10 protein-coding genes and 2 pseudogenes are annotated in these 11,699 nt (G+C 60.9%); 9 read left to right on the forward strand and 3 right to left on the reverse strand.

Going from position 1 to position 11,699, the window contains the following annotated elements; genetic code table 11:
- On the forward strand, positions 1-1,065 hold the full coding sequence (locus tag GGI60_RS28045) for a GlxA family transcriptional regulator (protein WP_183919442.1): 1,065 nt from the start codon (positions 1-3) through the stop codon (positions 1,063-1,065).
- Between the two features lie 872 nt (positions 1,066-1,937).
- A complete protein-coding gene (locus tag GGI60_RS28050; RefSeq protein ID WP_183919444.1) occupies positions 1,938-3,053 on the forward strand; it encodes a PHB depolymerase family esterase in 1,116 nt (371 codons plus the stop codon).
- A gap of 132 nt (positions 3,054-3,185) precedes the next feature.
- Here GGI60_RS28050 and GGI60_RS28055 read toward each other — a convergent pair whose 3' ends face one another.
- The gene (locus GGI60_RS28055; RefSeq protein ID WP_183919446.1) at positions 3,186-4,079 is read right to left on the reverse strand and encodes a LysR family transcriptional regulator; all 894 of its coding nucleotides are present in this window, start codon (positions 4,077-4,079) and stop codon (positions 3,186-3,188) included.
- 129 nt (positions 4,080-4,208) lie between these two features.
- Between GGI60_RS28055 and GGI60_RS28060 the strand changes: the two genes are divergently transcribed.
- The 6 genes and pseudogenes from GGI60_RS28060 to GGI60_RS28085 all read left to right on the forward strand — a co-directional run.
- On the forward strand, positions 4,209-5,396 hold the full coding sequence (locus GGI60_RS28060; RefSeq protein ID WP_183919448.1) for an MFS transporter: 1,188 nt from the start codon (positions 4,209-4,211) through the stop codon (positions 5,394-5,396).
- Positions 5,393-5,848, forward strand: coding sequence for a cyclophilin-like fold protein (locus GGI60_RS28065; RefSeq protein WP_409527283.1), 456 nt, complete (start codon positions 5,393-5,395; stop codon positions 5,846-5,848). Before GGI60_RS28060 ends, GGI60_RS28065 begins: the two co-directional genes overlap by 4 nt.
- Positions 5,849-5,879: 31 nt before the next feature.
- Positions 5,880-6,962, forward strand: coding sequence for an alpha/beta hydrolase (locus tag GGI60_RS28070; RefSeq protein ID WP_183919450.1), 1,083 nt, complete (start codon positions 5,880-5,882; stop codon positions 6,960-6,962).
- Positions 6,963-7,046: 84 nt separating this feature from the next.
- Positions 7,047-7,793 carry an SDR family oxidoreductase gene (locus GGI60_RS28075; protein ID WP_183919452.1) on the forward strand — a complete coding sequence of 249 codons (747 nt, stop codon included), beginning with the start codon at positions 7,047-7,049 and terminating at the stop codon, positions 7,791-7,793.
- A gap of 191 nt (positions 7,794-7,984) precedes the next feature.
- Positions 7,985-8,655: pseudogene (locus GGI60_RS28080) on the forward strand (carboxymuconolactone decarboxylase family protein); the annotation flags it as partial.
- A 22-nt stretch (positions 8,656-8,677) separates the two neighbouring features.
- Positions 8,678-8,956 (forward strand): annotated as a pseudogene (locus GGI60_RS28085) (cupin domain-containing protein); the annotation flags it as partial.
- A 234-nt stretch (positions 8,957-9,190) separates the two neighbouring features.
- On the opposite strand, the gene GGI60_RS28090 reads toward GGI60_RS28085, so the two are convergent.
- Positions 9,191-9,718: a cytochrome c gene (locus tag GGI60_RS28090; protein WP_183919491.1), complete on the reverse strand. Its 528-nt coding sequence runs from the start codon at positions 9,716-9,718 to the stop codon at positions 9,191-9,193.
- A gap of 342 nt (positions 9,719-10,060) precedes the next feature.
- Entirely contained in the window at positions 10,061-10,468 is a 408-nt protein-coding gene (locus tag GGI60_RS28095) for a winged helix-turn-helix transcriptional regulator (protein ID WP_183919456.1), read from the reverse strand.
- A gap of 101 nt (positions 10,469-10,569) precedes the next feature.
- On the opposite strand from GGI60_RS28095, the gene GGI60_RS28100 reads away from it, so the two are divergent.
- Positions 10,570-11,691 carry an NADH:flavin oxidoreductase gene (locus GGI60_RS28100; RefSeq protein ID WP_183919458.1) on the forward strand — a complete coding sequence of 374 codons (1,122 nt, stop codon included), beginning with the start codon at positions 10,570-10,572 and terminating at the stop codon, positions 11,689-11,691.
- Positions 11,692-11,699 lie beyond the last annotated feature (8 nt).

Consider the following 11,699-nt stretch of genomic DNA (forward strand, 5'->3'; position numbering starts at 1 on the left):
ATGATGACGGGAACGCAGCAGGAGGCGGAGGGGGCGCCGGGGCCGCAGCCGCTCCATGTCAGCCTGGTGGCGCTGCCGGAGGCGGCAGTCTCGACGCTGAGCGGCATCTTTGATGTCATGAACGCCTTTTCCATCGTACCGCCGGACGACGGCATTGCGAAGACGCCTCCTTTCCACGTCGAAATCGTTGGCGAACGGGCCGGCCCGCTGACGCTCGCCAGCCGCGTGCCGCTGGTGGTGCAGCGGCCGGTCGCCGAAATCGAGCGGACCGACATCGTCATCGTGCCGTCGGTCGTGCTCGGGCCGGAAGGTTGGGTGAAGCGCCGCTATCCCGAACTGGTGGATTGGTGCCGGAGGATGCACGTGAGGGGGGCACTGATCTGCTCGGCCTGTTCGGGCATCTTCCTGCTTGCCGAGACCGGGGTCTTCGATGGCGCCGACGCCACCGTCCATTTCGGCTATGCCCAGACGTTCCGCGACGCCTATCCTGAGGTTCCGATCCATCCGGAGCAGGTGCTGGTGGTCGCCGGCCGGCGGGACGAGCTGATTACATCAGGCGCCTCGATGACATGGCACGATCTCGTGCTCTACCTGATCGCCCGCCATGCGGGGGCGACGGCGGCGCAGACGGTGGCCCGCTATTTTGCCCTGCAATGGCACCAGGACGGGCTGGCTCCCTACATGGTGTTCGAGGGGCGGCGCGACCACGGCGACCAGGCGATCCAGACTGCACAGGACTGGCTTGCCGTCCATTTTTCGGTCGCCAATCCGCTGGAGGAGATGGTCAGGCAGGCGGGGCTGACGGAACGGACCTTCAAACGGCGGTTCACCCGGGCGACCGGCCTGAGCCCGATCGCCTATGTCCAACGGCTGCGGATCGAGGAAGCGAAGCGGCGGTTGGAGCGAACCGAAGCTTCCGTCGACGAAATAAGCTGGCAGGTCGGCTACGAGGAGCCCGCCTTCTTTCGGCGCTTGTTCAGGCGGATAACCGGCTTGGCTCCGGGAAACTATCGTCGTCGGTTTCAGGTGCCGGCCTATGCCAAGCGGCCTTCATCGCACGGCTGATGCGGCGTTCTCCGTCGCTTCCCAGCGACTCTGCGCCACGATCAGGCGTCTTGGGGCCGCCGGGAGAGTTCTGCGATAAAATAGTCCGCCACCATTCGAACCGAAGGGAGCTGCCCGCGGCGATCCGCAATCAGCAGGATTGCCGTCACCCCACCTCCTCTCCATTCGGGTAAAAAAGCGTGATCTTGGCGGCGGCGCCTTCGCCATTGCGAAGCGTCAAAACCGCTTCCGAAGGCGATGCCGTTAGCTCGTCGAGCTTACTCGCTTCATCGGGTCGCGAACACACCTTTCTCCCTGATATAATCGGCCGAGGCGACGAGCCGGGTGGGATCGTCATGGATCCGGCGCTGGAACTATTCCGCAAACGGGACGGTGCTGGACATGGCAACGGAGATATTTCAGGCGTGTTTGAGCTGATCCGGAGCAGGCGCAGGAGCAGCGCTGTCAGCTGAAGGGCTGACCGGCCATCCCGAAATAGAAAAGCCTGCCGCGGGAGGAGGTGCGGCAGGCTTTCCTAAAAGAACCGAACAGCGACTTGGGAGGAGGAGTGCCGCTGTTCCAACAGACGTCCCTTCGGGAGGAGGAGTGGACGTCTGAATTTCGAAGCGTTGCGGGAGGAGGAGCATCGCTTCGATAGAAATAATCATACTCGCACCAGCGCCATCCGCCAGCGCCTATGTTGCACTGCAGCTATGCACCCGCCGCAACTGTCGGCGGGGCGGATAGGCATTCCTGCTCCTATTCTGTTGGCTGTTTTGCCGCTCCCCATGGAATTTTCGGTGCCTTCAAGGACTCGGATAAATTGGGCGAATTAACCCGGGAGTCCCATTGTGCGGCGCAGCAATCGTCCCCACATCGAGAGTTGAGGCCGATTGGCGGCCAAGGAGACGACATTGCTCGACAAGCCCCCACAAAATCACCGCTTGGTCGAAATCGGGAGGTTTGGCTCCAATCCGGGGTCATTAAAGGGGTGGCTATATCTGCCGTCGATCATGGCCCCCGGCACCCCGCTTGTCGTTGCGCTGCATGGCTGCACACAGACGGCAGAGGGCTACGCCGCAGGTTCCGGCTGGTCGCAACTCGCCGAGCGGCGCGGATTTGCGGTGCTCTATCCCGAGCAACAGCGCTCGAACAATGCCAATCTCTGCTTCAACTGGTTCGAGCCCGGCGACATCAGCCGGGATGCGGGGGAGGCATTGTCCATCCGGCAGATGATCGGCCATCTCGTCCAGTCGCAGGGCATCGATCCGAAGCGCATCTTCATCACAGGCCTGTCGGCAGGCGGTGCGATGGCGAACGTCATGCTGTCGACCTACCCTGAGATATTTGCAGGCGGCGCCATCATCGGCGGGCTGCCCTATGGCGTGGCAGGCACCGTGGCAGAGGCTTTCCAGCGCATGCAAGGCCGCAATCCGCCGACTGTCCCCAGGCTCCAATCGGTTCTCAAGCGCGCCTCGAACCACCGCGGGCCCTGGCCTAGGATTTCGATCTGGCACGGCACGCATGACCAGACGGTCCGAGCCAGGAATGCCGAACAGATCGCCCAGCAATGGAGCGGCGTGCACTCCCTTGCCATCGAGCCAACGCGGAGCGAGTTGATACACGGCCATAGGCGCAAAGTCTGGCTCGACGCGAAAGGCATGGAGGCCGTCGAGATCTATCTCGTCAAGGGCATGGGCCACGGCGTTCCCCTGGCGACGAGCGGCGATCGCGCCATCGGGAGAGCCGGCCCGCATATGCTCGAGGCGGGGATTTCCTCGACCGTTCGTATCGCACATGCATGGAATCTGGCGACGGAAGCAGACGTCGAGGAGGCTGAGGCAGGCGGAAATTTCGCCCGCCGGGAAGAGCCCGACGCCGCTCCATCCACGATAGATAGAGCATTGCGCTACGCCAGGTCGCGCGCCAACGCCGCCAGCGCCGCCCCCGACGGCAAGATCGCCAAGGTCATAAACGACGCGCTCCGAGCGGCGGGGCTGATGCGATAGCCAGACAATCGCCGCAAGCGGGAATGATCACCTTGACCACAAGATGCCAAAAGCCGCTCGTCGCGGCGGGGATGTAGCTCCCGTCGGGCTACACCAGCCCTTCGTCACACCCCCGCAGCAAGCAACGCGTGTTCAGCTCCGATGTCTCAGAGCATCGACGATCAGCGCCATCGCCGGGGACATCTGGCGTCGGCTGGGATAGTAGAGATGGTATCCCGTGAACGGCTCGCTCCAATCGTCGAGGACAGCCTGCAGCGTTCCCGCCTGGATGTGTTCTTCCACGAGATCCTCCGGAATATAGGCGATCCCGTATCCTTTAACGGCGGCGTCGATCTGGGAGATCGAGGAGTTGAAGCTGAGCTGCCCCTCGACCCGGACCCGAAGCTCCCTCCCGTCCTTCTCGAACTCCCAAGCATAAAAGCCGCCCCATGTGGCTTGGCGCATGTTGATGCAGACATGGCTTACGAGGTCCTGCGGCGTCTTGGGGATCCCGTGGCTGACGAGATATTCCGGGGCGGCTACGGCACGCAGGCGCCAGTCGGGGCCTATGCGTACGGCGATCATGTCCTTGTCGACGCTCTCGCCGAGCCGGACGCCGGCGTCGAAACGCTCCTCGACGATGTTGCGCATTCCGTTATCGCTGTAGAGCTCGACCTTGACGTCGGGATTGTCGGACAGGACACGGCTCAGCTTGGGCCAGACCGTCGTCTGTAGAGCATGATCTGAGAGCGTCAGGCGCACTGTGCCCGACGGCTTCTCCCGGAAAGCCACCAGATCTGCAAGATCTGCTTCGATCCCCTCGAATCTTGGAGCGAGCGACTGTAGCAGGCGTTCGCCAGCCTCCGTTGTCGCCACGCTGCGGGTCGTCCGCGTCAGCAGGCGCACTCCCAGTCGCGCCTCCAACTGCTTGATCGTATGGCTGAGGGTCGACTGAGAGGTGCCGAGCGTGGCTGCGGCCTTGGTGAAGCTCTGCTCCCTCGCCACCTCGATGAACCACAGCAGGTCCTTCACATCCTCCCGCAGCATGCCGTCCTGGCTCCTATTAATGTTCTATATCGATAACTCCATGCGGATTAGCACGGATTGTTCGCAAAGTCCCCCGGCAATATCTTTCTCTTGCAAGTCGCCAAACGCGAGCACGCAAGGATCCATGACATGAGCATAACATTCGAAGATGGCATCGAGAGCCAGAAAGCCGCTTGGGGAGCAGTATTCTCCATGACGTTGTGCGTCTTCGTTCTGATCGCGTCTGAGTTCATGCCGGTCAGTCTTTTGACCCCGATCGCGTCGGGCCTAAGCATCTCAGAGGGGCAGGCGGGACAGGCGATCTCGATCTCCGGCGTCTTTGCAGTCATCACCAGCCTCTTCATCTCGACGTTCGCCAGTCGGCTCGACCGAAGGATCGTCGTTCTTGGATTGACCGCTCTTCTGACGCTCTCCGGCATCATCGTGACGTTTGCACCGACCTATCCGGTCCTGATGATCGGCCGGGCCATTCTCGGCATCTCGATCGGAGGCTTCTGGTCGATGTCGACAGCGATCGTCATGCGGCTTGTATCAGAAAGCCAGGTGCCTGCAGCGCTGGCCCTGCTGAACGCGGGAAATGCGATCGCCGCGACCATCTCGGCCCCGGCCGGCAGCCTTCTGGGCGCCTACATCGGCTGGAGAGGAGCGTTCTTCCTCGTGGTTCCGGTCAGCCTTCTTGCGATCCTCTGGCAGTTTATCAGTCTTCCCTCGCTGCCTGCCCGGGCAGGCCAGGCTTCGCCGAACGTGTTCAGGTTGCTCCGGCGTCCTCCGGTCATCGCTGGGATGATGACAATTCTGCTCCTGTTCATGGGGCAGTTCGCGCTCTTCACCTATCTGCGTCCTTTCCTGGAGCAGGTAACCCATCTCGGCATCGAGACGCTTTCGTTCAGCCTGCTGGTTATGGGCTTCGCAGGGGCGGGTGGCACCTGGATGATCGGTAAACTGCTGATGCATCGTCTGTTCAGCATTCTTGTTGTCATACCCCTGGTGATGGCAGGCCTTGCCTTGTTCCTGATCGCTTTTGGAGACAGGGAGCTTCCCGTGTTCGCCGCACTCGTGGGATGGGGCCTTTTCGGGACTGCCGCTCCTGTCGGTTGGGGAACGTGGCTCAGCCGATACCTCGCCGATGACGCCGAGGCCGGAGGAGGTTTGCAGGTCGCGGTCATCCAGCTTGCGATCACGGCAGGAGCATCGATCGGCGGCCTCCTCTTCGACATCGTGGGCTGGCGGTCCGCCTTCGCCCTCAGCGCAGCCTTGCTTGCCGGCTCGTCTCTCACGTCGATCGTCGCCTGGCACACCGTCAGGAGAGCCTCATGAGGGATCGACCGCGCTTCATGACCCGTCGAACACTGGTGCTAGGCGTCGCTGTCCTTGGCCTGTCGGGCCTGAGTCAACCGAAACCAACAACAGGAGGCTTTGACGTGAAGATAAGGCTTACCTTCGGCGAGCACACGATGACGGCGACACTGTACGACAATGCGTCCGACCGTGACTTTGCCTCCCTGCTTCCACTCGAGCTCGAGATCAAGGACTTCGGATCGAACGAGAAGATCGCATACCTGCCGCGCAAGCTGACAGTCGAAGGACACGGACCCTTCTCCGACGAGCGGCCATACGACCTCTGCTACTACATGCCCTGGGGAAATCTCGCGATGTTCTACGCCGACTACAAGCATCCGGGCCTGGTCCGCCTCGGTCGCTTCGACGACGGGTTCGAAGCGCTTCACGTACCTGGGGAATTCCCGCTGCGCATCGAGCGCATCCAGTGACACTCAGCCCATCCAGACAGGAGACTTCCAAATGAGCAAGCACAGTGAGACGCAGGACGGCTTCAATTCGAGCAGGCGTGGTCTGATGAAGGCGACCGGCGTCGCCGTCGCGGCCATCAGCCTGATCCCGGCGGCTGCCGCGACCCGGGCCCTGGCTCAGACCACGGATTGGGACAAGACCTTCCCCAAGAGCGACAAGGTCGACCATCAGAAGGTCTCGTTCAAGAACCGATATGGCATCACTCTGGCCGGCGATCTCTACCTTCCCAAGGATCGGGACAACAATACGCTCGCCGCCATCGTCATCAGCGGGCCGTTCGGCGCGGTGAAGGAACAGTCGTCCGGGCTTTATGCGCAGACGATGGCAGAACGTGGATTTGCAACGCTTGCCTTCGACCCATCATATACCGGAGAGAGCGGCGGCGAACCGCGTAACATCGCCTCGCCGGACATCAACACCGAGGACTTCAGTGCCGCAGTGGACTTCATCGGCCTGCGGCCGGAAGTCGATCGTGAGCGCATCGGCGTAATCGGCGTCTGCGGCTGGGGCGGCATGGCTTTGAATGCCGTTGCCGTCGACAAGCGCGTCAAAGCTGTCGTCGCCAGCACCATGTACGACATGACGCGCGTCATGTCCAAGGGTTACAACGACAGCGTTACCCTGGAGCAACGCACGCAAACGTTGGAGCAGTTAAGCCGGCAGCGTTGGGTCGATGCGGAAAAGGGTACTCCCGCGTACCAGGCGGCCTATAACGTCGAGGTCGGCCCAGATGCACCGCAGTTCATGGTCGATTACCACGACTACTATTCGACGCCGCGCGGTTATCATAAGCGCGCTGTCAACTCGGGCAACGCCTGGTCGCAGACCACGCCGATCTCATTCATGAACATGCCGATTCTGACCTACATCGCGGAGATCTCGCCGCGTCCGGTGCTGTTCATCCACGGCGAGAAGGCTCACTCACGCTACTTCAGTGAAACCGCCTTCGCAGCCGCCGCGGAGCCAAAGGAACTGATGATCATTCCGGATGCAAGCCATACCGACCTTTACGACCGCATGGACAAGATCCCCTTCGACCGGATGGCCGAGTTTTTCGGTCGACATCTGGCATAAGCGAAACTCGCCGGTCGAAATATCACAGGCGGCCAGGTGACCTTCTGGTCACAACGCCGTCTCGCTTCTCATCAGGAGACACGAATGACAGACAGCATCGCTGGCAAGACTATCGTAATCACGGGCGCCTCGAGCGGCATGGGTGCCGCAGCCGCCCGGTATCTCGCAACCAAGGGCGCCAACGTAGTCCTTGGAGCGCGCCGCTCCGATCGGATCGACGCCCTAGCCGCCGAACTCAACGAAGCCTGCCACAAGGCCACTGCTGTAGCCACCGACGTGACGAGGCAAGAGGACCTGCAAAAGTTGATCGACGCGGCCGTCGAGACCTACGGACGGGTCGACGTGCTCATCAACAATGCGGGCGTCATGCCGCTTTCGCCCATGGATCGTTTGAAGGTGGACGAATGGGACCAGATGATCGACGTCAACGTCAAAGGCGTCCTCTACGGCATCGCCGCAGCGCTCCCCCATATGAGGGAGCAGAGGTCGGGCCACATCATCAACGTGTCCTCAGTGGCCGGCCACAAGCTCTTCGGCGGCTCGGCCGTCTACTCGGCCACCAAGTTCGCAGTGAGGGCATTGTCGGAGGGGCTGCGGCAGGAGATGGCGCCTTACAACATCCGCACGACGATCATCTCGCCCGGAGCCGTCAAGACGGAGCTGCTGGACCATATCAGCGAGAAGGACGTGCAGCAGGCGAACCAGGATTACGTCGGTCAGGTCGGCGTACCAGCCGATACGTTCGCCAGGATGGTCGCCTTCGCGATCAACGAACCAGAGGATGTCGCCGTGAACGAGATCCTGTTCCGGCCGACGGCGCAAGAACTGTAACCAGCATTTAAACCGCCCGGCGGCGGTTCTGCGACTTGACCGAAGACGGCCGAAGGGAAGCCCCGGCCGTCTTCGTCTTTGCAAAGTCGTCGAGGTTTGATGTCGAGATCGGATAGACCCTATCGGAAATAGCGTTCTAATCCTGCGTTTCCTCGCTCCTATCTCATGGTGATTGGTACACCATCGAAAGGATGTCGACCGTGAAACTCCTGGCCGCCGCCACCCTCACTCTTGCGACCGTCGCATCTTCACCCACCTTCTCCAGCAGAGTTCGACAATGATCAGATCATCAAGCGTGTCTTCGCACGACATCCGGAGCGTTTCCCCAGCTCTCGGGCGATATGAGAAGGAGGACGTCGTGGAGGGCCTGTGGACTCGCCCGCAGCTTTCCGTCCGCGACAGAAGCGTCGTCACCGTCGCCATCCTTGTCGCTCGCAGCCAGACGGGCGATCTTTCGCACTACATGAACCTCGCGCTCGACAACGGCGTCACGCCGAAGGAGCTTTCCGAGATTATAACTCACCTCGCATTCTATGCGGGCTGGACGAACGCGACGTCGGCGGTGGCTGTCGCTCAAAACATCTTCGCCGAGCGGAACATAGGCGCGGATCAGTTGCCTGAAGCTTCTCCGGATCTCATGCCGCTCAACCAGGAGGGTGAGGCTGCGCGTCAAAGCGCGGTCCAAGGCCTGCTGGAGGATGCGTCGCCTGGGCTGGCGGATTTCACGACGGATCCGCTGTTCAAGGATGTCTGGCTGCGACCGGATCTCGCGCCTCGCGACCGCAGTTTGGTGACCATCACGTGCCTGATGGCCAACGGTCAGGTGGCCCAGCTGGCAGGACACCTCAACAGGGCGCTCGACAAGGTCGACGCCAGCGTCACCTGGACTTGTTACGTTCGCACCCGGAGCTCGAACCGCATGGCATAGCCACCCGCTTGGTCAGATGCTGATCGTCACAGCAGGTAAAGGCTGGGTGCAACAGGAAGGCCAGGAACGCCAGGAAATCCGTCAGGGCGAGACTATCTGGATTCCAGCAGGCATGAAGCACTGGCATGGTGCGACTGCGCAGTACGCCATGAGCCACTACGCCATCACCTACATCCAGGATGGCAAGAACGCCGAGTGGATGGAATTGGTTTCTGACGAGCAGTATCTTGACTAGGTACCATCGGATCACCGTGATTGATGACTTTGGAGGTCGGCCGCACAAAGCGACAGCTATATCGTCCGCCCTCCAGAACCGGCCATTCCGCTCCCGGCGCCATCGCGGACTACTTCATTGTTGCGAGATTCGGCTGCTCTGCGCTGAAAGCGGCTCCGTGCGGCTGCACGTCCTCTTGCCCCCGCGCATGCGAGAACGACGCTGGCTGCCGTAGGGTTCGCTGGCGGCGCTGTTCTAGTTTGGTGCGGCAGCCGCGGTTTCACCGGGCGGCAAGATCCGCATCATGAAGGTTGAAACCTTCTCCCCCGGCTTGAAAGGTCCAGGGATCTCATGGCTGACCGGTTTCAGGCTTTGAAGGAAGACTGCAATAGATGTCACATCTTCTTCAGTGAGTTGCGCGAATGCATGCCACGGCATGATTGGCGCCAGGAGGCGGCCATCCGGCCGCTGCCCGGTCTGAAGCGCAGTCACAATCTGTTCCCGGGTCCAGCTGCCGATGCCGGTCTCCTTGTCAGGCGTAATGTTGCGGCCGACGAAGACACCCTGCCCCGGGATCTCGAAACCGACGTCCGATCCACCCAGAAATCGCGAGCTGTCCGGGTTTCCGAAGAAATATCCCGGTGTGTGGCAGTCGTTGCAGCCGCCGATCGTGACGAGGTATTCGCCGCGGGCAGTCTGCGCATCGTCGGCCGCTGCGATATTCGACTGCAGCGCCAATGCTGAGGCGGCGAAAAATGCCACCCGAATGCTCAATCGAAACATCATTCCCTCCATGATACAGAAGCTCGCAACGGCCAGCGAACTGAATATCACGATGAACATGTTCTATATATTAGCCATATTTAATTATCGAAGATTGTAGATGGCCGCTAAGCGGGCCGGCAGTGAGCGAAGAAAGCTGCCGTCGGCGGGCTTGACAGATCCTCCGCAAACAACAAACGCCAATCGAGACAACCTCGTATTCTATTGCCCCTGCCCCAAGGCCGGATGGCCGGGCCCTTTTGATTGATGCGACGATGTCGTCGCAGCTTTGGCATAAGCATTTTGGTTTCCGCGCAGAACTGAGCCCGCCGTCGACCAAGTCATTAAAGCTGCGCGCTCGCGTCACAGGCGTAGCTGGATCAGCGATCGGTCGCGCTTCTTCCCACCGTCAGCGCTGTCGAAAGCCTCTCTCGCTGCGGTGACCTCCGGCAGTTTTACGAGCGTCCATTTGTGCAGTTCCTGAAGGGGTTCCCGCAACGTGTGACCGAGTGGCGTCAGGTGGTATTGAACCGCGACCGGAGAAAGTGAAATCACCTCGCGCGCAACGAGACCGTTGCGCTCGAGGCGGCGAAGGCATTGAGTGAGCGCCTTCTGCGTCACCCCTTGCAAACGGCGGCGAATGGCGTTGAAGCGCTGAGGCCCCTCGTTGAGAACCGCAATCACCATCATCGACCACTTGTCAGCGATCTGATCGAATAGAGCCCGGCTCGGGCATTCGGAAGAGAAGCAGAGCGGTTCCAGTTCGAGCATGTCGGTTTCCTTCATTATACCTAGGCGACTTCAGGTGCCTGATTGACGCTAGGTTTACATCGTATACCTGGAAGTCCGTTTTACGCAACGGAGTTCTACGAATGCCCAATCCCGATACAAGCAGCCTGTTTCGACCTTTCACCATTCGATCGCTTGAACTGAAAAATCGTATCGTCATGGCGCCAATGACCCGCCTGTTTGCGCCCGAAGGCGTGCCGGGGCCGGCAAATGCCGACTACTATCGGCGCCGAGCAGAAGGTGGCGCGGGACTGCTACTGTCTGAAGGCACGGTGATTGATCGCCCGGCCTCCCGCAACGACGGTGGGATTCCGTTTTTCCACGGTGATGCGGCGTTGAGGGGGTGGAAAAATGTGATCGACGCCGTTCATGGTGCTGGCGGTCGCATGGGGCCGCAGATCTGGCACACCGGCGCGACGCGCTACATCAATAATTGGGAGCCCGACGCCCCGGTGGAAAGCCCGTCCGGCCTTAACGCGCCTGGTGAGGCCCGCGGCATTGCGATGACCGAAGAGGATATCGCCGATTCTGTCGCAGCCTTCGCCAAGGCGGCGGCAGACGCCAAGCGGCTCGGCTTTGACACTGTTGAAATCCACGGCGCGCACGGCTACCTGATCGATCAATTCTTCTGGTCGGGCACGAACCTGCGCACCGACCGGTATGGCGGACCGACGATCAAGGAGCGCTCGCGCTTTGCTGGCGAGATCATCTCCGCCGTACGCGAAGCGGTGGGACCTGATTTCCCGATCATTATGCGCGTCAGCCAATGGAAGCAGCAAGATTTAACCGTGCGTCTCGCAGAAACCCCAGCAGAGATGGAGACGTGGCTCCTGCCGTTGGTCGAGGCAGGGGTGGATGTCCTTCACGTGTCGCAGCGTCGCTTCTGGGAGTCGGAATTCCCGGAAATTGATGGCGAGAACGGCCTCAACGGCGCAGGCTGGGCAAAGAAAGTGACGGGTGCTGCGACAATCGCTGTCGGCTCGGTGGGCCTCGAGAACGACGTGACTGCAAGCGCTTTTGTCGGCAAGGGGTCAGCCACGGCAAGCATCGATCGCTTGATCGACCGCATGGACCGCAATGAGTTCGACCTTATTGCCGTGGGTCGCGCGCTGCTTACCGATCCAACTTGGGTCACCAAAGTTGAGAACGGCGATTATGCAGAATTGAAGGGGTTCGACCCAGCTACCTTATCCGAGCTTGCCTGACCCGGATG

The sequence above is a fragment of the Rhizobium lentis genome, from assembly GCF_014200175.1.
Classification (GTDB): domain Bacteria; phylum Pseudomonadota; class Alphaproteobacteria; order Rhizobiales; family Rhizobiaceae; genus Rhizobium; species Rhizobium mulingense.